Below are 23655 nucleotides of genomic sequence, written 5' to 3' on the forward strand. Positions count from 1 at the left end.
GGTGGGGGTCAGGAGCGGAGGCGGCGGACGAGCTTGCGGAGGCCGGCCTGCCAGCCGTCGGGGTCCTCCGCGCGGCGGCGGGCGTAGGCGGCGACCTCCGGGTGGGGCAGGATGAGGAACCGCTCCTCGGCGAGGCCGGCGATCACCGCGTCGGCCACCCGGTCGGGGTGCAGCACCGCGCCGGAGGCGGCGATCACCCGCGCCCCGAGGTGACCGGCGGCCAGCCCTTCGGCGAGCATCGGTGTGTCCACCCCCTGCGGGCACAGCGCGCTGACCCGGATGCCCTGGTCCCGGTAGGTGATCGCGAGCCACTCGGCCAGCCCGACGGCCGCGTGCTTCGTCGCGGTGTATGGGGCGTCGCCGACAGCGGTGAGCACCCCGGCGGCCGAGCAGGTGTGCAGCAGGTACCCCTGGCCCCGGGCCAGCATGCCGGGCAGCACGGCCCGCGTCGAGTGCACGTGGGCGAGCACGTTGACCCGCCAGGCCCGGTCCCAGTCGGCGTCGGTGGCGTCCAGCCCCGCCTCGGTGGCGACGCCGGCGTTGGCGCAGAACAGGTCGATCCGGCCGTACCGTCGCTCGGTGTCGGCCACCAGGGCGCGGACCTGCTCCTCGGCGGTGACGTCGAGCTGCACGGCGTGGGCGACCGGGCCGACGCCCTCGGCGACGGCGCGGGCCCCGGCGGCGTCGAGGTCGGCCACCACGACGGCCGCCGCGCCCTCGGCGGCGAACCGGCGGGCGAGCGCCGCGCCGATGCCGCCGGCTCCGCCGGTGATCACCGCCACCCGGTCGGTGAGGTTCATGTCGGCTCCCTCCGTCGCCCCGGCAGGGCGGTCAGGCCGGTCCCAGTCGGGCGATCAGGTCACCCAGCGCCGCCGCGCCGCCGCCGGCCAGCTCGGGGGTCGGCAGCAGGGCCAGCACCGGTACGTCCACCCCGGCGTCGGCGTAGCGGCGCACCTGATCGCGGCAGTGCTCGGGCGAGCCGTGCAGCACCAGCGCGTCGACCACCTGGTCGGGCACGGCGGCGCCAGCGCCGCGCCGGTCCCCCGCCGCCCAGGCCCGCCACATCGGCCCGAGCGTCTCCGCCCGGCCCAGCCAGCGGTGGAACTCCGCGTACGCCGGCACGGTGAGGTAGCTGGTGATCAGCCGGCGGCCGAGGGCGCGGGCGTGCGTGGCGTCCTCGGTGGGGCAGACGAAGATCCGGGCCACCACCTCGAACCCGTCCCGCCGCTCCCCCAACGCGCCGAGGGCGGTCGGCACGTCGTCGGCGGCGAGCCAGTTGAGGATCACCCCGTCGGCCTCGGCGCCGGCCAGCCGCAGCATTCCCGGGCGCAGGGCGGCCAGCAGCAGCGGCGGCGGCACGGCCGGCGGCCGTTCCAGGGTGAACCGGCGCACCGCGAAGGTGTCGTACGCGCCGTCGACGGTCTGCCCGGCCAGGGCGGCCCGCAGGAAGCGCAGCACGTCCCGGGTGCGCTTGAACGGCTCGTCGAAGGCCACGGCGTTCCAGTCCCGCACCAGCACCGGCGAGGACGCGCCGAGGCCCAGGGCGAACCGGCCGGGGGCGGCCTCGGCGAGCGCGGCGGCGTGCATCGCGAGCAGGCCCGGCCCCCGGGTGAACACCGGGGCGATGGCGGTGCCGAGCCGCAGCTCGGGCTGCCACGCGGCGGCCAGCGCCAACGGGGTGAACGCGTCGGACCCGGCCACCTCGGACGACCAGAGGTCGGTGAACCCCGCCCGGTGCAGGGCCGCGTAGACAGCCGCGTGGTCGGCCAGCGGGATGCCGCTCAGCGGCACGGTCATACCCCATCGGTTCGTCACCGGCCGATCCTCCCGCTGCCCGGGCCTTCCGGCAAGGCGCCGCCGGGCCGCGCCGCGCCCGCCCGCGGCGGGCCACGCCTGCCAGTTGGGCGACCGGCGCGGACGACAGCGGCACCGGCCACCAGCGGCACAGGCAGCAGCGCCACGGGCCCGGCGGTCCGGGGCGACAGCGGCGCCGGGCCCGGGCGACGCGCGGCGCGGCCCGGCGGTACGGGCACGCGCGGCGCGGCCCGACGGCGCTAACCTCCTCGGGTGACCTTCTCGATCGTGGGCCGCTCCGCCGACGGCCGGCAGCATGGTGTCGCCGTGGCCAGCAAATTCCTCGCCGCCGGGGCGCTGGTGCCGGCCGCCGCGGCGGAGGTTGGCGCGCTGGCCACCCAGGCGCATCTCAACCTCGCCTACCGGGAGCAGGGGTTGGCGCTGCTGCGCACCGGGGTGGCCGCTGCCGACGTGGTCGCCGGGCTGGTGGCCGCCGACCCGGGTCGCGACGACCGTCAGCTCGGGGTGGTCGGGGCGAGCGGCGACGGGGCGACCTGGACCGGCCCGGGGTGCCACGGCTGGGCCGGCGGTCAGGCCGGGGACGGCTGGGCGGCCCAGGGCAACATCCTGGCCGGTCCGCACGTCATCGACGCCGTCCGGGACGCCTGGCTGGCCGGGGTGGCGCTGCCGCTGCCGGCCCGGCTGCTCGCCGCCCTACGCGCCGGCGACGAGGCCGGGGGCGACCGGCGGGGCCGGCAGAGCGCCGGCCTGTTCGTGGTCGAGCGGCGCGGCGGGTACGCGGGCACCGGCGACAGCCTGGTCGACCTGCGGGTCGACGACCATCCCGCTCCGGTGGCGGAGCTGGGTCGGCTGCTCGACGCGCACACGCTGCTGTTCGGCAGGCCGGACCCGGCGACCTTGCTCGACCTGGCCGGCCCGCTGGCCGGGGAGGTCGCCGCGCTGCTGGCCGGCGCCGGGTATCCGGTCGGGGCGGCCGGGGTGTACGACGCGCTGGACTCCTGGGCGGGCGTGGAGAACCTGGAGCAACGCCTGGTTCCCGGCCGGATCGACCCGATCGTCCTGGCGCACCTGCGCCGCACCGCCCCCGACAGCGCCTGACCGGAGCCCGGCGATCCCACCGCCCGAGCCGAGTCGGACCAAGCCGAACCGGCGCGGGGCGGGCCGGGGCGGGCGGGCTGGGCGGTCAACCACCGAAGGAGAGCCAGCGCACCCCGGCGGCGGTGAGCACGGCCCGTTCCCGGCCGGTGAGCGGCACCCGGCCGGTGGCCCTGCTCACCAGCGCGAGCCGGTCCCAGCCCAGCTCCGCCGGGACGTCCCGGCCACCGGTCAGCAGCGCCGCGACGACCTCGGCCGCGGCCGGCGTCAGCCACGGCGCGCGGCCCAGGGCGGCGGCCAGGTCCAGGCCGTGCACGCCGACCTCCACCACCCGGGTGACCAGGAACTCGGACAGGGCCATGGCGTCGCCGTGCCGGGTGCGGACCACCTGGTCGGCCGGCTGGCGGCCCACTGCGGCGTCGGCCGCCCGCCAGGCCCGGCCGAATTCGGCCGCGACCGCCGCCGGGTCGGGCAGTTCGCGGGCCTCCCGGCGGGCGCTGTCGATCCGCGCCCGGTCGACTTCGGGGGTGAACTTCGCCGCGCCGAAGTACCCGGCCGCGTCCACCTCGGCCCGGCCGGGTGCCGGCGCGGAGAGCATGCCGGCGAGGCGGCCGGCGCCGGTGGAGACGTGGGCGATCAGCTCCCGTACCCGCCAGGGCGGGCAGCCGGTGGGCCGATCCAGGTCGGCGGGGCCGAGGCCGCGCAGGACCCCGCCCAGCGTGGCGCACTCGTCGTGGAAGGCCGCCCGTACCGCTCGCATGGGCCTCCCCGTCGTAGGTGAAGCCTCCAGTTTCGCAAACTCCGCTAATCAGTTGCGGCCGGTTGCCGGGCCCCGGGCACCGAGGGTCTCGCCCTCGACCAGTTCGCAGGGGAGCAGCCGTTGGTGGTCGCTGGTCCGGCCGTGCAGGATGTCGTCGAGCACTTCGATGGCCTGCCAGCCCATGTCCTCGCGGGGGATGCGGAAGCCGGTGAAGTCGAGGTCGGTCTCGGCCTGTTCGGTGGGATCGCCGAGCGCCAACAGGGACAGGTCACCGGGCACGGACAGGCCCCGGGCCCGCGCCGCCTCGGCCATCGCCACCGCCTCGACCAGTTCCTCGCAGAAGACGGCGGTGACCCGGGCCGAGCACAGTGCGTCGAGCAGTTCCGCCCGGGTCCGTCCGCCGACCGGTTCGTGCCGACCGTCGACTCCGGTCTCCCGGACCGCGGCGGTGAAGCCGGCCAGTCGGTCGATGGCGGACTCGGGGCCGGCACCAGCGCCGACGTACGCCATCACCCGGTGCCCGAGGTCGACGGCGCGGCGGACGAGGGCGGCGGTGGCCTGGGCGTAGTCCGCACCGACATGTGGCACCGGACCGCCCTTGCCGGAGGGTAGATAGGCGTCGTCGCGTCGACCGACAGACACGAAGGGCATGTCCTCGGCGACCATCCGGGCCAACTCGTCGCGGGGAATCTCCCGACCGAGCAGAACACACCCGTCGGCGAGCCGGATGCGGTTGTTGTCGTGGAAGATCCGCCGGCTGCCGCCACTCACGGGGGCGCTGGTGAACAGCAACAGGTCGCACCCGATGCTCTCCGCGCACGCCTCGATGCCGGACAGGAACGGGTGGTAGAAGTTCACGCTGGTGCTCGGGAACACCGACTCGTAGGTGAACACGCCCAGGATCTGGTTGTGCTGCTGGAGCAGCCGCCGGGCGAGCGGGTCGGCGACGTATCCCGTCTCGCGAATGACGCGCAGCACTCGCTCCCGGGTCTCCGGGGCGATCCGCCAGGCCGCCTCACAACGGTCGTTGAGCACAAGGGACACCGTCGTCTGGCTCACCCCGGCCATCCGGGCGATCTCCTTCTGCGTCAGCCTGCCCCGCCCCGCGGACACGGACACCGGCCACCTTCCCGAGGTGTAGGTATTGCCGACTGTTGTTGCGGAGGATGCTGCCCGGCCCGCGGAACCAGTGTCAAGGGTGGACAGATGCAGTAATACGAATTACGGGCTGCGGCGCTCTTGACCCGGGGTTCCCGTTGATCCAAGACTCAGCGCACCCCCCGGCAACGCAAGGAGCCGAAATGCCTGATCATGCCCTGTCCCGACGTGGCCTTCTCCGGGCAGCAGGCCTCGCCGGTCTGACCGGAACCGGCCTCGCCGCCCTCGGCCCCCCGGCTCACGCCCGGCCGAAGACCCCACGGCTCGGCGGTATCGCCCTTGTCCCCCTCGACGACCGGCCCTACACCTGGTACGCCCCGCAACAGATCGCCACCGGCGCCGGCTACGACACCCTGTTGCCGCCACGGAAGACCCTGGGTCGGCACTTCACCCCCGGCGACGGTCGCGCCGTCGGCCGGTGGCTCACCTCGTCCACCTCGTCGGCCGACGCGCTGGTCGTCGCCCTACCGATGCTCGCCTACGGTGGACTGCTCAACTCCCGCAACAGCTCCGTACCAGAGGCCGAGGTATTCGCCCGACTGGCGGCGGTACGGACCGTCCGACGGCGCCGCCCACACCGGCGGCTCTACGCCTTCGACACCATCATGCGGCTCACCCCCGAGGGGCCGTGGCGCAACGAACTGCGGGTCTGGGCGACGGTGAAGGACGAGGTCGACAACCTCGGAATGGTGGAGAAGCGCCCTCAGCTCGACGCGTTGGAGTCCCAGATCCCGGCCGAGGTGCGAAGCGACTATCTGTCCACCCGGGCCAGGAATCACCGGGTCAACCTGACGATGATCGACTGGGCTGCCGAAGGGATCTTCGACTTCCTCGTGGTGGGCCAGGACGACGCCACCGGCAACGGCCTGCACCGACCGGAGTCCCAGGCACTCGCCGCCCGCATCGCCGAACTGGGCGTCGGTGACCGGGTGGTGATCTACCCGGGTGCCGACGTGGTGGCCGCCCTGCTCATCGCCAAGATCGCCATCAGCGACGCCGGCGTGCGTCCCAAGGTGAGCATCGAATACTCCCGGGTGCCGGGTGAGGCCTGGACCGCGCCCTTCCAGAACATCCCGTACGCCCAGCTCGTCCGGGGCTACGTCGACATCCTCGGCGGGACGGTCGTGGACCAGCCGGAGCAGTCCGACCTGGTCCTGATGGCCAACACAGGCGGCAGTTCCGCGTCGGTGGCACCGTTCGCCGACCGTCTGGTGGCCCACGTCCGGGCCGGCCGCCCCGTGGCCCTTGGCGACGACGCGATCGCCGGACACTCCGACCGACGACTACTGTCCCTGCTCAACGGCCGAATCCGGTACGTCGAGCTGGCTGGCTACTCCGGCTGGAACGTCGGGATCAGCCTTGCCCAGGCGATGTCCCGCTGGGCGCTGCGGCAACGATCGATGTGTGGTGACCTGCCACCCGGCTCGCGGGCCACCGTCGGTGAGCCGGTGCTGGCCGCACGGCGGGCGCTCCTGCACGACGCGGCCCGAGCCAGCATCGAACTGTCCGTCTCGGAACTGGTGCAGACCGACTCGTACCGCAACAACGTCCGCACCGCCACCACCGCCTACGCGTCCTCGCTGGGCGAGCCGGACCCGCAGATCATCAAGACCTACTTCTCCGAGATCAACGCGTACGCGGTCGACAACACCACCCCGTACGCGGAGAAGCTGTTCACCGACGAGTTCGCCGGGGCCACGCTCGCCCTCGGCAGCGATGGACGATCGCCGGTGACGGCCCGCGTGGACCGGCTCGACGCCTGGCACACCTACCTACCCTGGGACCGTACCGGCGAGATAGCCGCCGAGCCCCGGATCGTCCTGACCTCGAATCGGGGGCACCGGTGAGGGCGCGGGCAGCGGCGTTGGTGGCCGCGCTCATCGTCGGCGTCGCGGCGCCGATCCCGGCCGCTCCGGCCGTCGCCGCCACCCCCGTCCCTCTCGTCGACAGCTACTTCGACTGGGTCCTGGCGTCGTACGACGGGGTACGCAACGGGTTGCGCCGGGACATCGAACACATCTACGGCAACCAGTTCACGGTAGCCGGCCGGCCATGCTCCCCGGCGAGTCCGTGCACCGTCGGCGGACCGCGGCAGAGCACCGCCGCCTGCACCAGCCTCCAGTTCATCTCGGTCTACCTCGACCAGCGGGCCGCGTACGAGCAGCGGTCGCTGTCGAGCGTGGAGACCGGAATCATCGACGAGTTCGCCAACGCGGTGCTCGCCCACCGGCTGACCAAGAACCCGAACGCGCCGAAGATCTTCGACGATGCGGTGGCCAGCACCCCGGACGGTGCGATCCGCTACTTCACCTCGTTCGGCAACGCGGCGTGCGGAGAGGCTCTGCTGGCCGCCCACCAGGCGACCGGCACCACCGGATACCTCGACGCGGCCACCGGCATCGGCGAGTTCCTGCTCCGTATGCAGGACCCGCGGGCCTACTACCTGTCCTACGGCATCCATCCGTTCGTCGACGGACTCGGCCAGCCCACCACCCCGCCGGGCGGCTACGTGGACCAGATCTCCAGTTGGAGCAACCTCTACTCGACGATCTCCATCTGGAATCTCACGGCGATCGCGTTCATGCAGCGGTTGGAGACAGCCGTAGCGCCGTCGGACAACAGGTACGGCCTGTCGGCCGCCACCGCCCGGCAGTTCCTCAGCACGGGCCTCCAAGCCGGCGCGGACTGGTACACCTTCGACTTCGACTCCCCCACCACCAGCCAGAACCGGGTGGTCGCGCAGAGCGCGTACAGCGCGGACTGCCGTGACAATCTGTGGCACCGCAAGGGATCCTGCACCTACACCAACGGCCAGATCGCCGGCGGAACCCTGGGCACCGACATGATCGAGTACGGACTGGCCGGACTCTACGACCACGAACGCCAGCTCAACGGCGCCAGTTCCGCCGCCGCTGCCGTAGCGACCCTCTACACCACCTACACCAGCCTCCCGGGCTGGCACACCGCCTCGGCCACCGACCCGCTCGACTGCGTTGACGACACCGCGTCCGGAGCCGTGGACCCGTACTACCCACCGAACAACCAGGGGGCGACGCCGTCGGGTGACGCGTGGGACTACGACTCGCACCTGTCCTTCGGTGGCTTCTTCCGCCTCACCTCGCCCAATGTGAACGCCGAGGCGAAGTACTACGACATCGTCGGCTTCGGCGTCCTCGCCGAGCTGCGCAAGGAGCTGGTACCGGCCAAGTTCACGGCGGGCTACCAACGGTTGCAGCAGGCGGACCGGCAGGACGCGCTCTACGCCCTGCTCGACCGCTCACTGGTCGCGATGTTCCTACCCACCCGGGACACCAACGACCTCGACGGTGACACCGACACCACCGAATACCTGTGCAAGGGCACCCGGGGCACTCTCCCGATCGCCCACAACGGGCTCGGCATCCTCAAGGCGGTCGGCTACGCCGGCACCCGGTGACCCCCCACCGACCGGCGACCTTCATCCCCCAGCACCGAACGAGAGAGAACCGATGCGTCCCACCAGACGACTCATACCCCGCGCCCTCAGCATCGTCACCACCACCGCGGTCACCCTCACCCTCGCGGTCGCCCTACCGGGCACTCCGGCCGCAGCCGCCCGGCCCCCGGCCAACCTGGGCCAACTCGCCGTCGTACCGCTGGACGACCGGCCGTTCACCGCGTACACGCCGGTCGCGGTCGCCGAGGCCGGCGGGCACCAGGCGCTGACACCACCGAAGAACCTGCTCGGCGAGTACTTCACCTATGGTCAGGCCGACGCGGTCGGCGCCTGGTGGCGGAAGTCCGCCGCCGGCGCGGACGGCTCGGTCGTCGCGGCCCCGATGCTCGCCTTCGGCGGCCTGGTCGCCTCCCGGTCCTGCGACACCAGCCTGGCCGACGCGCGGCGGCGGCTCACCGTGCTGGACGAGGTGAAGCGGAAGAACCCCGACAAGCCCCTCTACGCGTTCGACGTGATCATGCGCCTCACCATCGAGCCGACCAGCAGCTATCCCGGCATGTACTCCGGGCCCATCCGGCGCTGGGCGATTCTGATGGACCAGGTGGAGAACCTCGGGCAGGAGGAGCACCGGGCCGAGTACGAGCAGGTCGCCAAGGAGATCCCCGAGGAAATCAAGGCGGACTTCCGCTGTGCTCGGGCTCGGAACCACCAGATCAACCGGGACATGATCGAACGGGTCGCGAACGGCACCGTCGACTACCTGATCCTCGGCCAGGACGACGCCACCGAGTACGGCCCGCACCGCCTGGAGAAGGCCGGCCTGGCCGCGCTCACGGCAAAACTCGGGGTCCAGGACCGGGTCAAGATCTACCCGGGCGCGGACATCCTCGGCGCGCTGCTGGTGGCCAAGCACATCACCAAACGGCTCGGCGAATCCCCGACGGTCGACGTCGAGTGGTCCCGGACCCCCGGCGACCAGTGGGTCGCGCCCTATCAGGACGTCCCCTACGCCACCCTGGTCGACGAATACGTGCGTACCCTCGGTGCCCGCCCCTCTGACCGGTCCGACGCCGACATCCTGTTGATGGCGAACACGGCCGGGGGCGGAGACCTGGAACCCTTCGCCGACCGCATCCACGACGCGGTGGCTCGGGGCCGACTCGTCGCAGTCGGCGACGACGCGGTGGCCGGGAAGGTGGACAGCGAGCTGCGTTCACTGCTCGCCCCCCGGATCCGGTTCGGGGAACTGGCCGGTTGGTCCGGCTGGAACATCGGTCTGTCGATCTCCCAGTCGGTGGTCCGCGCGGCGCTGTTGCAGGCGAGCCGGACCGGACGCCTGCCGGGCTTCCCGGGCAAGTCGAAGGGGCTTCCCTTCCAGAACGCACGCCAGGCCATCCTGCTGGGCGCCGCCACCGCACACGTCGAGTTGACGTTGCAGGAGCTGGCCCACACCGATGTCTACCGAAACCAGGTGCTCAGCCAGGTCCAGGCGTACGCCCGGGACAACGGCGACGATCCGCAGCACATGACGAAGGTGTTCGAGGGCGCAAACCAGATCGCGGTGGAGCGGACCAGGCTGCTGGCCGATCAGCTCTTCGCCGACGAGTTCGCCGGCACCCCGATCCGAGCCGGCAACAACGGCTGGTACGAGGTGAGCGCCGTCGTGCACCGGCTGGATTCCTGGGAGATGACGCTCGCCTGGCCGCGCTACCAGGAGCTGGAGGCCTTCCCCACTCTCGTCCTGAGCACCGCCCCCACCGACCGCAGCGCGCTGCTCACCGTCTCGGCCCTGCCCGTGCGAACCACGGTTCGGCCGGACTCGGACGTGGACACCCGGATCACCGCGGTGCTCCGTAACGACGTCGGCATTCCGGTGACGGCAAAGCTCGGCGCCGTCGTCCCGCAGGGGTGGGCCAGCCCGGCCCCGGTCGAGGTGCGGCTCGCCCCGTTCGCGGTGGTGGAGGTTCCGTTGACCGTGGGAGTCCGACAGCTCGCGGCCGAGCAGAGCGCCACCGTCACGGTCGACGCCCCACACGGCGTGCTGCCAGGCTGGTTCCGCCCGTTCACCGCGAGCGCCACCACGACCGTCAGCGCGGTGTGGCGCAACGTGGCGCTGGCGTCCGAAGGCGCCACGGCCACCGCGTCGGGCTGGTGGCAGAAGTACGTGCCAGCACACGTGATCGACGGCAACCGAGCCAGCGCCGGTAGTCGCTGGATCACCGATCCGGCCGATAGCCACTGGCTCCAGGTGGGGTTCGCCGCCCCGGAGCTGATCGACACCGTGCAGCTCCACCAGTACGGCGGGTACGAGCTGACCGCGTACCGGATCTCGGGCCTCGTCGACGGTGTCTGGCAGGTGCTCAGCGAGATCACCGGAAACACGACCCAGGTCACCACGCACACGTTCACGCCGGTCCGCGCAACCTCGGTCCGCCTCGACGTGCTCCGCAGCCGGGACAGCCGGGCGCGGCTCTACGAGATCGAGGTGACCTGCCGGGCCGCCTCCTGCGGCTGACCGTCCGCCCACCGGGCCCGCGGACCAGCGTCGACACCACCGCTCGCCCAGGTCCGGTTACCGGATGGCTCTCCACCCGGTAACCGGACCTGCGGGCGGCCTGCGGGGTCCGCCGCACTCCGGGTGCGGATAGGTCGGCGGCTGGCACCAGGTGTCGTCGGGGCGGCCCGTTTCGCGCCGGCCCCGGCGGGTAGGCGCTCCCCAGACGAGGAGAGGGGCGCCCAGAGATGGCCGGCATCATGCTGCGCAGTACCGCGTTCAACGATCATGACCAGTTGCCCGGACGCTTCGCCCGTGGCGACGCGAACGTCTCGCCGCCGTTGCAGTGGGCCGACGTGCCCGACTCGGCGCAGGAGCTGGTGCTGCTCGTCGAGGACCCCGACGCCGGCCGGGAGCCGTTCGTGCACTGGCTGGTCACGGGGATCACGCCGGAAAGCGGCGGGGTGGCCGAGGGCGCGGTGCCCGACGGGGGGCGGGAGTGGCCGAACGGGTTCGGCGGGGCCGGCTGGGGTGGCCCGCGCCCGCCGCAGGGCGAGGAGGCACACCGCTACTTCTTCCGCCTGTACGCGGTGGACCGGCCGCTGGAGCTGCCCGCCGAGCCCTCCGCCGGGGAGGTGCACCGGGCGTTGGCCGGCCGGGAGCTGGCCAGCGGCACCATGGTCGGCACCTACCGCCGCTGACCGGGCACCGGCTGCGCGGGCCGAGGCCGGGTGCCCGGGCGTCGGGCCCGGGTCAGCCCTTGATCCGGGGGACGAGCCGGTGTACGACGGCGAGCAACAGCGCCGCGACGATGGCCATGGTGCCGGCGATGCCTGCGGCGCTGCCCGCGTAGCCGACGAAGAGCGACCGGCGGCCCAGCTGGTCGGGGTCCAGCCGGGGCAGGTCGACCAGCCAGGACAGGGCCAGCGCCGAGCTGACCACGGCCAGTGCGCCGGCCAGGCCGAGCACGATGGCGGCGACGCGGTGGGCGTCGGCCGGCTCCACCTGGGCCTGTTCCCGCTGGGTGACCAGCAGCATCAGCCCGGCCAGCGCCGCCCAGGCCCCGACCACCAGGAACGCGGCCATGGCGTCACTCGGGCGGTGCCAGCCCGCGGAGAGGGTGGCCACCCCGGCGACGGCCGCGTACCCGACGCCGACGCACGCGCCGAGCACCCGCACGTTGCGCGGGAGGACCAGGATCAGCGCCAGGGCCACCGAGGCGGCCACCGCGGTGTGCCCGCTGGGCAGGCTGTTGCCGGCGACGGCCCGTTCGGGATCGATGCCGTAATCGGGACGGACCAGGAAGTGCTTGAGCAGTTGGGTGGTCACGTTCGCCCCCGCGATCAGCAGGGTGGCCGTGATGGCCAGTGCGACCCGACGCCGGATGAGCGCGATGAAGCCGATCACCGCGGTCGCCACCAGCAGCGACAGGGCCGACATGGTGTTGAGGATGCGGTCCACCGGTGAGGCGATGGTGTCCTGGCCGATCCGGTTGCCGGTCAGCGCCACCGTGTCGACCCACTGGCCGAGCTCGGTGTGCAGGGCGGCGCGCCACACCACGACGAAGGCGGCTGTCTGGGCCAGGGCCAGTACGACCAACCAGACTGCCGTCCAACCTCTCGCCGTCGCACGCACCCGCACACCGTAGCGGCACGCCCGGGAGCGTCTCCCAGTGGCCTGCCGACACTCTGGCGCTAGTTTGGGGCGGACCGACAGGAGGTCGCCGGTGACCACCACACCCGAGCCCGGAGGGCCGTCCACCCGCGAGCCGCGCCCCGCCGACGGGCCGGAGTCGCTCGCGGACCTGCTCGGCGGCCGGCGGGGCGCGGTCGACGCCACGCTGCCGCCGGTGGCGTTCGCGGTCGGCTGGCTGGCCACCGGTCACTCACTGGTCGGCGGGGTGGCCGCCGCAGTGCTGGCCGGGACGGCGGTGGCGGGCTGGCGGCTGCGCCGGGGCGATCGGCCCCGCTCGGTGCTGGTCGGCCTGCTCGCGGTGTGCGTGGCCGCGCTGATCGCGTTGCGCACCGGGCGGGCCGCCGACTTCTTCCTCATCCAACTGCTGTCCAACGCGGCCAGCACGCTGGCCTGGGTCGTCAGCATCGTGGTGCGTTGGCCGCTGCTGGGCGCCGTGGTGGGGGTGGCGCTGCGCCAGCGGGGGCGGTGGCGGCGCGACCCGGCGCTGCTGCGGGCGTACTCGCGGGGGAGCTGGGTGTGGGCGGCCACGTACGTGCTGCGGCTGGCGGTCTTCGTGCCGCTCTACCTCGGCGGTCAGGTGGTGGCGCTGGTGGTGGCGCGGGTCGCGCTGACCTGGCCGCTGGTGGCGGCGGCGCTGGCGGTGAGCTGGCTGGTGATCCGCCGGTCGCTGCCGGCGGGGCATCCGGGGCTGCGACACCCGGTCACCGTGCCCGGCCCCGCGGCGAGGGAGGCGGAGGCGGGCGGGGCCGCCGGGTGAGGGCCGGGGCCCGGACGTAAAGGGAGAGGCCGCCACGGGGGGAGCGGCCTCTCCGGTGACGTACGTTACTCCGTCGACGACCGTCGCGTGATCCCTCGACGGCCGATTTTCGCGGCGCTTTTCGCGGCAATTTCGGTTTCGGGCGGTGGGGCGGGCCGGCCGGTCCGCTGCGTTGACCGGACGGGCCGGCCCGTCCCGGCCTGACCGTGGAAGTCAGGCCGTCCGCCGACCGGGCTCATAGTTCCCCCTGGCCCGGCCGGGCTCCGGGTGGGCGGGCCGCGCCGCCCACCCGGAGGACCTGGGTCACCCGTTCGGGAACAGGTTCCCGTAGTCGGCGTACGCCATGGCGACGTCGGCCTGGGCCCAGAACCGGTGGTAGTTGAACGTCGGCTCCGCGCCGCCGTTCAGGTACGCCTGCACCTTCGGCCAGTCGGGGTCGTTCTTGTAGAACGACCGGATGTCGAGGAAGCTCTTGCCGGCGGCGACGGCGTCGCCGTTGGGCATCTTCCCGGTCCAGCCCGGCGGGACGTAGAGGCCCTGACCGTCGGCGGCGTTGTAGACGTCGTCGAAGCGCTTGTAGTCGCCGCGCTTCTCCGGCATCGAGACGCCCTTGGCGTCGCTGGCCGCGTACAGCGCGTCGAGCAGGCCCTTGGCGGTGGTCTTGGCCGCCGCGTTGCCGGACTTCGCGGCGTACGCGATCAGGGTCCGGGCGTAGGCGGCGGCGACGCCGACGTCCTGGCCCTTGACGGTGACCTCGACGTGCAGGTTGGTGTTGGGCTGCGGGCTGGCCGGGTTCCAGTTGGTGGGCTGGCCGGTCCACTTCATGTCCGACGGGATCGACCAGTTGGCGCCCACCGTGGTGTTGGCGATCGCCCACGGCACCCACTTGTCCAGCAGGGCCTTGGCCTTGGCGTTGCCGGTCTCCAGGTACAGCTCGGCGATCCGCTGCATCGACCACGCCTGCATGCCGAACCACTGGTTCGACGGCGGGTCGTTGTAAACCGGGTCGACGTCGTAGAACATGCCGTAGAAGGTGGCGGTGCCGGCCGGCGGGGTGCCGTAGTTGCCGTCCCAGCTGTTGGTGGCGCCGCCGGCGATGCCGCCCTCGGCGGACTGGAGCCAGGTGTAGAACTCCAGCTGCCGGTCGAGGCTCTTCTGCCAGTCCGCGACGGCGGTCGGGGACTGCGGCTTGAGCTCGGCCACGTTGGTCAGCGCCCAGGCCGCGAACGGGTTCTGGTAGCCGAAGTGGTTGTGGCTGGAGCCGATCCGCCACGACCAGTTCTGGTTGGCCTCGTACGCGCCGCCCCAGGCGTAGTACCAGGACATCAGGTAGTGCGCCGAGTCCTTGCCGGTGCCGGCCGGGCAGGCGCTGGCGCCGACGCAGTTGCCGATCTTCTTGAAGTACTTGTCGAACATCGCGTACCGCAGGTAGTCACCCATCTTCGCGGCCTTGGCCACGGTGGCGGCGACGTCGGCCTGCTTGCCCTGCGCCTTGGCCCAGGTCAGGGCCCAGTACGCGGCCTGCACGGCGCGGGCGTCCGCGTCGGGGGCGTTGGTGTACTTCCACTGCTTGGCGGGGGCGTTGGCCTCCTTGACGAACAGGTCGAGGTAGCCGTACTGGCCGCCGTGCTTGAACGTGTCGCAGGACGGCTGCGGCACGGTCTCCCACACCGACTCCTGGGTGCCCCGCTGGAAGGTGTTGATGTACGCCGGCTTGGTGGTGCCGTCGCCGCAGCGGCCGAAGCCGTAGGTGTTGTCGACGTCCAGCAGCCAGTGCATGCCGTAGATGTCGCCGGTGCCGTAGGTGTTCTGCAGCTCCGAGCGCAGCGGGTCCGCACCGACCGGGACGTTCGGCTGGAGCTGCGACGGGTACTGGTTGGGCAGCGGCCACTCCGCGGCGTACTGCGGGGTGCCCGCGGCGCCGGCGGTCGCCTGGTCGGCGTGGGACGGGATGATGTACTTCTCCATCACCGTCCAGGAGTTGTTGAACGGGGCCCAGTTCTGGGTGACCCGGCCGTACTGGGCCTCCAGCCACAGCCAGAAGCTGAACGCCTCGGACGTGGTCTCGTGGCCGTGGTCGGGCGCCTCGACGATCAGCGTCTCGATCGAGTGGTAGGGCACGCCCTCGGCGCTGAAGTAGCCCGAGTTCTTGATCTTGCCGTACTGGTCGAGGAAGCGCTTGATGTAGGCGTTGTCCCCGCCGGGGGTGTCGTTGTCGATCTCCGTGGCGGTGACGGCCAGGGGGGCGACGCCGTTGCCGGAGGCGGTGATGGTGGCCGTGCCCCCGACGGTGTCGGCGTCCTCCGCCGCAGCCACGGTGACGGTTGCGCCGGTGTTCCAGTTGGCGGGCGTCAGAGTGACCGAGGCCGGCGTGACGGTGATGTCGGCGTCGCCGGTGCGGGCGAGCGTCACCGGCACGTTGGCCGTCGGCGCCGCGCTGAGCTTGAGGTTGAACGTGGCGGTGCCGCCCTCGCTCACGCTGACCGCGGACGGGGTGGCCACCAACCTCGGGCCGGAGGCCGCGGTGACGGTGAACGCCTTCTCGTCGACGGCGATGCCGTTGGCGTTGTCGTAGGCCTTGGCCTGGACGGTGTAGCTGCCGGCCGGCAGGTCCTCCAGGGTGTAGCCGTACGGGGCGGTGGTGTCGGTGTTGACCAGCAGGCCGTTGCGGTAGAACTCGACCTTGCTGATCGTCCCGTCCGGGTCGCTGGCGGTGGCGGTCAGCGGCACGTCCGCCGGGGCCTCGAACGGGCCGGCCGGCACCCCGAGGGACACCGTCGGCGGCTTGTTGGCGGGGGTGCCGTTGCAGGTGACGCCGTTGAGGGTGAACGCGGTGGGCTTCGGGTTGCTGCCGGTGTAGCTGCCGTTGAAGCCGATGGTCGTCGACGCCCCGGTGCCGAGGCTGCCGTTGTACGACTCGTTGGTCGCGGTCACCTCGCTGCCGGTCTGGCTGTACTTCGCCGACCAGCCCTGGGTCACCCTCTGGCTGCTGTTGGGGAACGTCCACTTGAGCGTCCAGCCGTTGATGGCGTCGCCCAGGTTCTTGATGGTGACGTTGGCGGTGAAGCCGCTGCCCCAGTCGTTGGTGGCGTAGACCACGTCGCAGGCCGGGGCGGCCTGCGCGGCACCGGCCGGCAGGGCGACCCCGCCGACGGCCAACGTGGCGGCGGCGAGCATCGCCGTCCGGCGACGTCTTGCCATGAGTCTCATGTGCGCGGTGTCTCCTCGGACCAGGCCGGGGCGCGGGGCCCCGGCGGGAGCACCTCCACGTGCGGGTCGCACGGGGGGACGGAGGCGCTCGGGATGGTGGTCGATCCGGCCCGGCCGGGTTCGGGACGGGGCGTCGGCGCTGGCAGACAGCGGCCGTCCGTCCTGTCGGGTGCCGTCCGGTGACCGGATGCCCTCGGCGACCCACGCTCACGCGAGCTGGCTCCTCGTCGCGGTAGGTCGACAGTCTGGCATGGAAGCGCTCCCACAACAAGGAGCCACCAAGGAGAAGCAGGTAGATGTTTCGATCTCGTTTTGGGTCTTTCACAAACCCGTGACGGGCGTTACAGTCGCTTCATCCTCGATGGGAGCGCTTCCATCGATGGAGATCCACCGAAGATGTTGCCCGGGGTCGTCGTGCCCGCGACGTTCCCGGGACACTGCCCGAAGGCTGACGGCGGGCCAGCCCGGACGCCGCCGCCAGCCACCACCCACCGGCAATGGAGGGAGGTGGAACCAGAGCCACTCGCGTGGCCCGGCTCCCGCGCGACACGCACGGCAGGACGCCAATTCCACTCGTGCGTGTTTGCATCGAAGGTGGGGACGGGGGTTGCCCTCCCCCGTCCCCACACTAAACCCCCCGCCACGATGGGAAAAGAGGCCGACGGGTCAGGCGTGCCACGCCGCCCGGCCGGCCTCGCTCGCTATCGGCCCCCCACCCGCGCGCCCCGACCGCCGCCCGCAGCGCCCCACTTGGCGTGTCCGCGCAACCGGCCGCGCGCCAACCCATTCCGCACAACAGAGCCGACCCGGCGCAGTGGGGTCGGCCGCCCCCGCCTGCCCTATGCTGGGAGCGCTCCCGGCCGGTCGCGGCGGGCACCCACCACAAGGAGAAGGCCCCATGTCGATGCTCAGCCGCCCCGAACCTTCCGCCACCGCCGGGACCACCGGCGCCGGCCCGCGCGCCGGCGGCCCCGCCTCCGCCGACGCCGCGACCGCCGGCAGCCCGGCCGCCGGCAGCGGAACCGGGTCGGACCCCGACACCGACCCGACCGACCGGCCCCGGGGCGCGCTGCGCTTCCCGGCCGGATTCGGCTGGGGCGCGGCCACCTCGGCGTACCAGATCGAGGGCGCCGCCAAGGAGGACGGCCGGGGCGAGTCCGTCTGGGACACCTTCAGCCGCACCCCCGGCCGCACCCGCAACGGCGACACCGGCGACGTGGCCGCCGACCACTACCACCGCTACGCCGACGACCTCGACCTGATGCGCGACCTGGGGCTGCGCAGCTACCGGTTCTCCATCTCCTGGCCGCGCATCCAGGCCGACGGCGCCGGCGCGGTCAACCAGCGCGGCCTCGACTTCTACCGCCGGCTGGTCGACGGGCTGCACGAGCGGGGCATCTCGCCGATGGCCACCCTGTTCCACTGGGACCTGCCGCAGGCGTTGCAGGACGCCGGCGGCTGGGAGAACCGGGACACCGCGTACCGGTTCGCCGAGTACGCCGAGGCGGTCTTCCGGGGCCTCGGCGACCAGGTGCCGGTCTGGCTGACCATCAACGAGCCGAAGACCGTGGTGCAGAACGGCTACCTGATCGGGCACCACGCCCCCGGCTTCCAGGACCCGCAGGCGGCGTACCTGGTCGCCCACCACCTCCAGCTCGCCCACGGGCTGGCCGTGCGGGCGCTGCGCGCCACCGGCAGCGCCGGCCGGATCGGTCCCGCGCTCAACCTGCACCCCTGCTACGCCGCCGACGACAGCCCCGAGGCCGCCCGCGCCGCGCGCCTCTACGACGGGTACGAGAACCGCCTCTACCTCGACTCGATCCTCAAGGGCAGCTATCCGGCCGACGTGCTCGACGACCTCGGCGCCGACAGCCGGCTGGCCCGGGGCGTCGCCGACGGCGATCTGGAGATCATCTCCTCGCCGATCGACCTGCTCGCGGTGCAGTACTACACCCCGTACTACCTCACCGGCGACGGCGCGACGGTCACGCGCTGGCCCACCTCGCAGGCGGACTGGCAGCAGATCTACCCGGACGGCATGTACGACATCCTGACCCGGGTCACCCGCGACTACGGCCCCGTCCCGCTGACCGTCACCGAGAACGGCCTGCCGCAGGCGGACACCCTCTCCACGGACGGCACGGTCGACGACGCCGGGCGAATCAGCTTCCTGCGCGACCACATCGCCGCCGCGCACCGGGCCGTCTCCGACGGGGTGCCGCTGGAGAGCTACCACGTCTGGTCACTGCTCGACAACTTCGAGTGGGCCGAAGGGTACGACCAGCGCTGGGGCCTGATCTACGTGGACTACCCCACCCAGCGCCGGGTGCCCAAGCGCAGCGCGCACTGGTACCGCGAGGTGATCCGGGCCAACGGCCTGTAGCCCGACGGCATCCCAGTCGGGCGGGCGTGGCACGGCCGCGCCCGCCCGATTGGCGTCCGGTGGTCGTCGTCCCGGCCCCGCCGGGCGGGGCCGGGACGACGTGGTCAGCGGGGCAGCGCCTGCTGGAGCTCGGCCCGCAGCGCCGGAGTGAGCATCTCGCCGGTCTGCTTGGCCAGCCGGGCCATCTCGTAGCCGACCACGCCGATGTCGGCGTCCCCGGCCGCCAGGGTGGCCAGGATCGAGCCGTCGCGGACCTGCATCACCAGGAAGTAGCCGCGGCCCATCTCCACCACCGTCTGCTTGACGATGTCGTCGTCGAACATCTGCGCCGCCCCGGCGGCGATGCTCATCAGGCCCGAGGTGACCGCGGCGAGCTTGTCGGCGTTGTCGCGGGGCAGGTGGTCGGAGATCGCCACCAGCAGCCCGTCGGACGAGACCACGATCGCGTGCGCCACACCGGGCACCCGCTCCGCGAACCCGCTCACCAGCCAGCTCAGGTCCCGGGCTTCCTGGCTCAACGTCTTCACTGTTGTCCCCCTTCGGTGCTCCCGCCGGCCGGCGGCAGGATGATCTCGGTGGTCTCCTCAGCTTCGGCCCGCCGCACCCCGCTGTAAAGCCGGGACAGCATGCCGCCGACGGCTTCCGGGTCCGGGTCGTGCCGTGGAGTCGGCTCCTGCGGCCGGGCGGGCCGCGTCACAGCGGACAGCTGCGCCATCGGCACCCGCACCGGCAGGCCGCGCTCGTTGGTGCCCCCGGTGACCGGGACCGCCGGGGGCGCCGGGGCCGCCGGGGCGGAGCCCGGGGCCGGGCCCTCCCGCGACCACCAGCCGCCCCCGCCGTCCGCGGGCACCCCGGCGGCCGGGGCGAGCACGTCATCCGCCCGCACCGGCACCGGCCGGGACTGCCGCGCCACGGTCACGCGTCGCGGCGGGCGACCGGCCACCGGCGGCTCGCCCGGGCCCGCCGGGCCGCCGTTCCGCTCGGCAACGACCCCACCCGGGCGCGCCGTCGCGGTCAGCGCGGTGGTCAGCATCCGCCGCGACGGCGGCGGGTCGAGCTGGACCGGCGGGGCGTCGGTGAGCAGGGCCGCCGGAATCCGGACCAGGGCCACCAGGCCGTCCTCGCGGGGGTGCAGGCGCACCTGCACCGCGTGCCGGGCGGCCAGGTGGCTCACCACGAACAGGCCCATCCGCTCGGACGCCGCGACGTCGGCTGCCGGCGGGGACGCCAGCACCTCGTTCGCCTCGGCCAGCGCGGCCGGGGTCATCCCCAGCCCTCGGTCGGTCAGCTCCACCAGGGCGCCGGGGCCCTCGGATCGGGCGGCGACGAACACGACGGTGTCCGGCCGCGAGAACGCGGTGGCGTTCTCCAGCAGCTCGGCGAACAGGTGCACCAGGTCGCCGATGACGTGCCCGACGACGTGCAGGTCGGCCACCTGCTCGCGGTGTACCCGCTGGTAGTGCTCGATCTCGGCGCTCGCGGCCAGCAGCACGGCGGCGAGACTCACCGGGCGGTTCCACCGCCGGGTCGAATCGCTGCCGGCGAGCACCAGCAGGCTCTCGTCGTTGCGCCGCAGCCGGGCGGCGAGGTGGTCGAGCCGGAACAGGTTCTCCAGCTGGTCCGGGTCGCTCTCGTCGCGTTCCAGGCCGTCGAGGAGTTCGAGCTGCCGCTCCACCAGCACCTGGCTGCGCCGGGCCAGGTTGACGAACATCAGGTTGACGTTGCGACGCATGCTCGCCTGCTCCACCGCGACGCTGACCGCGCTGCGGTGCACCGCGACGAACGCCTCGGCCAGCTCGCCGATCTCGTCCAGCGAGCGGACCACCGCCGGCGGCACCTCGATGTCGGACACCCCGCTGTTGACCTGCCGCAGCTGGTCGAGTGCGTCGGGCAGGTCGATCTGGGCGATTCGCAGCGCCTGGCCACGAAGCAACCGCATCGAGCGCGCGACGGACCGCCCGACCACCACCGAGATCAGCAGGGCGACCAGCAGCACCGTGCCGATCCCGCCGAACACCAGCAGGGTGGTCCGCAACTGCCCGGATCTGGCGTCATCGGCCCGGGTCACCGCGTCGCCGAGGACGCCGACCTCCAACTGTCGCAGCCGATCCTGACGCTGCTCGCTGGCCACCCACCACTGCGGCGCGTTCAGCACCCGCGGCGCGGCGCCGCCGCTGGGCAGGCTCTGCTCCTCCAGCTTCGTGGCGGCGGCGAGGGCCGGTTCCGCCGACGCCGCGTCGTACCGGCGGATCTGGTCGGCGGTGGCGGCCACCCGGAACGCGCCGAGGGCGGTGAGCTGCTGGGCCCGCAGGTCGGTCAGCTTGACCTGGTCGGCCACTCCGTACCGGCCGGCGCGGGCGGCGGCGTAGAGCTCGGCTCGTGCCCGGGAGGACAGCTCCTTGACCCGGGCGAGCTGGACGTAGCGCAGCACGCTGTCGTTGAGCACCCGCTGGCCCTCGCCCGGCGAGGGCTGGGCGAGCAGGGTCAGCAACGCGTCGACCGCCCGGTGGTAGTTGCCGAGGACGGTGTCGCTGGCCAGCACCGCCGGGGGCACGGCCGCCCGGATGTAGATCACCTGGTCGTACGCCTCCAGCGCCTGCGAGTAGGCGATCTGCCAGGCGGCGTCGGCGTCGGCCAGCGGGCCGGCTGCCCGCCGCAGCTCCCGCACGGCGGCGTCGCTGGCGGCATGCAACGGCCGCAGCGCGGCGATCGCGGCGTCCCGGTCGGCCCGGCCGCCGACCCGGCGCAGCTCGGCCAGCTCACCGGCGGTGCGGTCGCGTTCCTGTTGGAGCTGGTGCACCACGGCGGTGATCTCCCGGCCGATGCCGACCTGCCGGGCGAAGTCGCTCAGCGTGGTGGTCTGCCCGACCAGCCCCCGGGTCTGCACCCCGGCCAGCACCAGGAACGCCACCGAGGGAATGACGAGCACCGTGACGAGCTTGGTCCCCATCCGCCAGTCCTGCAGCCGAAACGGCGAGCGGCGGCGGTGCGGCACGACGCGGACGTCGAACCGTCGCCGACTGTGGTTGGACACCCCACTCCCGGCGGGGTCGGGACCTACGCCCACACATGCCTCCTAGGCCCTCGCGTCCGCCGCATCGGGGAGCGGGGTCCATCCAACCAGGCAGGCCGCCGCTGTCAACGGGCTCACCTGAGCAGAAGCTCAGGAAGGATACCGAGGGCTGCGCGGAGCTGACGGGGTCGGTGAGGGCACCTCATCCGTCCGGCCGATGTCGCGGAGCACCACCGGCTCGTCCAGCCGACCCAGCGCCACCCGGGCCGCGCCGGTCGCGCCGATCTCCGGGTCGGGCCGGTAGCGCACCCGGCGAGGTGCCAGGACGGCCGCGAACGACTCCCGCCACCACCCGGACGCGGCCAGCGCGCCGCCGCCCAGCACCACCTCCACGGGCCCGTCGACGGTGGACTCCAGCTCGGCCAGGTCGGTGGCGACCAGCCGGCAGATCCCGGACATCAGTCCGGCGAGGATGTCGACCGCGCCGGTGCCGAGGCTCAGCCCGCGCAGCTCACCGGCGCCGGCCGGGGCGTGCCCGGGCGGCCGGTCGCCGCCGAAACGCGGGTTGGCCGACACCCCGCCGCCCGGGGCGATCCGCGCCAGCGCGGCCTCCAGTTCGGCGCCCTCGGGCAGCCGCAGCTCCCGCCCGGCCCAAGCGAACAGGTTGCCCCCGCTGGAGTACGCCGCACCGGTGACCACGTGGTCGTAGTCGACCCGGTACCGCCACAGCCCGGCGGGCAGCGGCGGCAGCTCCGCGCCGGCCGGCATGGCCTGGACCAGCCGGACCGCCGCGGACGTGCCCACGGTCACCGCGGCCCGGCCCGGGCCCACCGCGCCGGAGCCGACGTTCGAGGCGGCCCCGTCCCCCACCGGCGCGGCCCAGGCCGCGTCGGCGAGCTGCGGCCAGCGGCGGGCATGCTCCCGCCGCAGCCGGCCCCGCCAGCCGTCGGGGGCCAGCTCCGGCAGCTCCCCCGGGCCCGCGCCGGCCAGCTCGCACGCCTCGGCGTCCCAGGTCAGCGTGCCCAGGTGGAGCAGCCCGGTGCCAGAGGCCTCGGACACCGACATGGGGGCCGCGTCGAGCAGGGCGCCGAGCACGAACTCGGCCAGGCCGAGGAAGCGGGCCGGCGGGGTCGAGGTGCGCTCCCGCAGCCAGGGCAGCCGGACCGACCAGTAGCAGCGGTGCCACCAGGTGCCGGTGCGCCGGTGGTAGGCGACCTCGTCGGCCGGGCCGGTCGCGCCGGCCGGGGGCGCCGGGCGGGTGTCCAGCCAGGTGAGCACCGGGCCGAGCGGCTCGCCGGCCCGGTCCACCGGCAGCACCGAGTGCCACTGGGCGGAGACGGCGACCAGCCCGACGTCGCGCAGGTGACCGCCGGCGGCCAGCTCGTCCAGGCACTCGGCGAGGCAGGCCAGGTAGGTGGGGCCGTCCAGGGTGCCGGCGCCGTCGTCGTCGACGGTGAGGCGCACCTTGCGGCGGGCGAGGGCGCCGGGCCGCAGGGTCGCGCCGGTGTCCAGCACGAGACCCCGCACCGAGGAGGTGCCCAGGTCGAGGGCGAGGATGTCCATCGTCGATCACCGTACCCGGCGGCCGGCCCGGCGGCCCGGCGGTCCGCGTCGCCGCAGGTGGCCGCCGCCCGGTCCCGTACCCCGGGATCGGGTTCCGGGCGCGCGGCGGCGCGCGTAGGGTGATCGCATGCCCGCGCACCTGACCTGCTGGTGGCCCGCCGACCCGGCGGCCCACCCCCGCGCGTAGCTTCCCACGCGGCCGCCCGACAAGGCGGTCGCCGGTTCTCTCCCCCGGCCCAGGGCCGCCCCCGACGGCGACGCCCGGCCAACAGGAGA

General features: G+C 73.4%; 16 protein-coding genes. 7 read left to right on the top strand and 9 right to left on the bottom strand.

The window, feature by feature from the left end; genetic code table 11:
* Positions 1 to 8: 8 nt before the first annotated feature.
* Positions 9 to 800, bottom strand: coding sequence for an SDR family oxidoreductase (locus ACQPZO_RS20155; RefSeq protein WP_433343089.1), 792 nt, complete (start codon positions 798 to 800; stop codon positions 9 to 11).
* A 31-nt stretch (positions 801 to 831) separates the two neighbouring features.
* Positions 832 to 1797, bottom strand: coding sequence for an LLM class F420-dependent oxidoreductase (locus ACQPZO_RS20160; protein WP_433351107.1), 966 nt, complete (start codon positions 1795 to 1797; stop codon positions 832 to 834).
* A 270-nt stretch (positions 1798 to 2067) separates the two neighbouring features.
* Here ACQPZO_RS20160 and ACQPZO_RS20165 point away from each other — a divergent pair, with 270 nt between their 5' ends.
* Positions 2068 to 2913 (top strand): DUF1028 domain-containing protein, encoded by an 846-nt coding sequence (locus ACQPZO_RS20165; protein ID WP_433343090.1) that lies wholly within the window; start codon positions 2068 to 2070, stop codon positions 2911 to 2913.
* Positions 2914 to 2998: 85 nt separating this feature from the next.
* On the opposite strand, the gene ACQPZO_RS20170 is transcribed toward ACQPZO_RS20165, so the two are convergent.
* Together ACQPZO_RS20170 and ACQPZO_RS20175 are read right to left on the bottom strand one after the other, a co-directional pair.
* On the bottom strand, positions 2999 to 3670 hold the full coding sequence (locus ACQPZO_RS20170; RefSeq protein WP_433343092.1) for a maleylpyruvate isomerase N-terminal domain-containing protein: 672 nt from the start codon (positions 3668 to 3670) through the stop codon (positions 2999 to 3001).
* A gap of 48 nt (positions 3671 to 3718) precedes the next feature.
* Entirely contained in the window at positions 3719 to 4789 is a 1071-nt protein-coding gene (locus tag ACQPZO_RS20175) for a LacI family DNA-binding transcriptional regulator (RefSeq protein ID WP_433343093.1), read from the bottom strand.
* A gap of 182 nt (positions 4790 to 4971) precedes the next feature.
* On the opposite strand from ACQPZO_RS20175, the gene ACQPZO_RS20180 reads away from it, so the two are divergent.
* The 4 genes from ACQPZO_RS20180 (at position 4972) to ACQPZO_RS20195 (ending at position 11459) form a co-directional block, all read left to right on the top strand.
* Positions 4972 to 6675, top strand: coding sequence for a DUF4127 family protein (locus ACQPZO_RS20180; protein WP_433343095.1), 1704 nt, complete (start codon positions 4972 to 4974; stop codon positions 6673 to 6675).
* Positions 6672 to 8264 (top strand): hypothetical protein, encoded by a 1593-nt coding sequence (locus ACQPZO_RS20185; RefSeq protein WP_433343096.1) that lies wholly within the window; start codon positions 6672 to 6674, stop codon positions 8262 to 8264. The genes ACQPZO_RS20180 and ACQPZO_RS20185 overlap by 4 nt, the downstream gene beginning before the upstream one ends.
* Positions 8265 to 8316: 52 nt before the next feature.
* Positions 8317 to 10779, top strand: a complete 2463-nt coding sequence (locus ACQPZO_RS20190; protein WP_433343098.1) for a DUF4127 family protein — start codon at positions 8317 to 8319, stop codon at positions 10777 to 10779.
* A gap of 227 nt (positions 10780 to 11006) precedes the next feature.
* Positions 11007 to 11459, top strand: coding sequence for a YbhB/YbcL family Raf kinase inhibitor-like protein (locus tag ACQPZO_RS20195; protein WP_433343100.1), 453 nt, complete (start codon positions 11007 to 11009; stop codon positions 11457 to 11459).
* A gap of 52 nt (positions 11460 to 11511) precedes the next feature.
* On the opposite strand, the gene ACQPZO_RS20200 is transcribed toward ACQPZO_RS20195, so the two are convergent.
* The gene (locus ACQPZO_RS20200) at positions 11512 to 12399 is read right to left on the bottom strand and encodes a phosphatase PAP2 family protein (RefSeq protein WP_433343102.1); all 888 of its coding nucleotides are present in this window, start codon (positions 12397 to 12399) and stop codon (positions 11512 to 11514) included.
* Positions 12400 to 12484: 85 nt separating this feature from the next.
* Between ACQPZO_RS20200 and ACQPZO_RS20205 the strand changes: the two genes are divergently transcribed.
* Positions 12485 to 13210: a DUF3159 domain-containing protein gene (locus ACQPZO_RS20205; RefSeq protein WP_433343104.1), complete on the top strand. Its 726-nt coding sequence runs from the start codon at positions 12485 to 12487 to the stop codon at positions 13208 to 13210.
* A gap of 303 nt (positions 13211 to 13513) precedes the next feature.
* Here the strand turns inward: ACQPZO_RS20205 and ACQPZO_RS20210 are convergent, their stop codons facing one another.
* Positions 13514 to 16411 carry a glycoside hydrolase family 48 protein gene (locus ACQPZO_RS20210; protein WP_433351109.1) on the bottom strand — a complete coding sequence of 966 codons (2898 nt, stop codon included), beginning with the start codon at positions 16409 to 16411 and terminating at the stop codon, positions 13514 to 13516.
* Positions 16412 to 17318: 907 nt separating this feature from the next.
* Between ACQPZO_RS20210 and ACQPZO_RS20215 the strand changes: the two genes are divergently transcribed.
* Positions 17319 to 18803, top strand: coding sequence for a GH1 family beta-glucosidase (locus tag ACQPZO_RS20215; RefSeq protein WP_433343105.1), 1485 nt, complete (start codon positions 17319 to 17321; stop codon positions 18801 to 18803).
* Between the two features lie 104 nt (positions 18804 to 18907).
* Here ACQPZO_RS20215 and ACQPZO_RS20220 read toward each other — a convergent pair whose 3' ends face one another.
* From ACQPZO_RS20220 to ACQPZO_RS20230, 3 genes are all read right to left on the bottom strand, one after another.
* On the bottom strand, positions 18908 to 19330 hold the full coding sequence (locus ACQPZO_RS20220; protein ID WP_433343107.1) for a roadblock/LC7 domain-containing protein: 423 nt from the start codon (positions 19328 to 19330) through the stop codon (positions 18908 to 18910).
* On the bottom strand, positions 19327 to 21753 hold the full coding sequence (locus ACQPZO_RS20225) for a nitrate- and nitrite sensing domain-containing protein (RefSeq protein ID WP_433343108.1): 2427 nt from the start codon (positions 21751 to 21753) through the stop codon (positions 19327 to 19329). Before ACQPZO_RS20225 ends, ACQPZO_RS20220 begins: the two co-directional genes overlap by 4 nt.
* A 213-nt stretch (positions 21754 to 21966) precedes the next feature.
* The gene (locus ACQPZO_RS20230) at positions 21967 to 23379 is read right to left on the bottom strand and encodes an FGGY family carbohydrate kinase (protein ID WP_433343110.1); all 1413 of its coding nucleotides are present in this window, start codon (positions 23377 to 23379) and stop codon (positions 21967 to 21969) included.
* Positions 23380 to 23655 lie beyond the last annotated feature (276 nt).

The organism is Micromonospora sp. CA-111912 (genome assembly GCF_050948415.1).
Lineage (GTDB): Bacteria > Actinomycetota > Actinomycetes > Mycobacteriales > Micromonosporaceae > Micromonospora.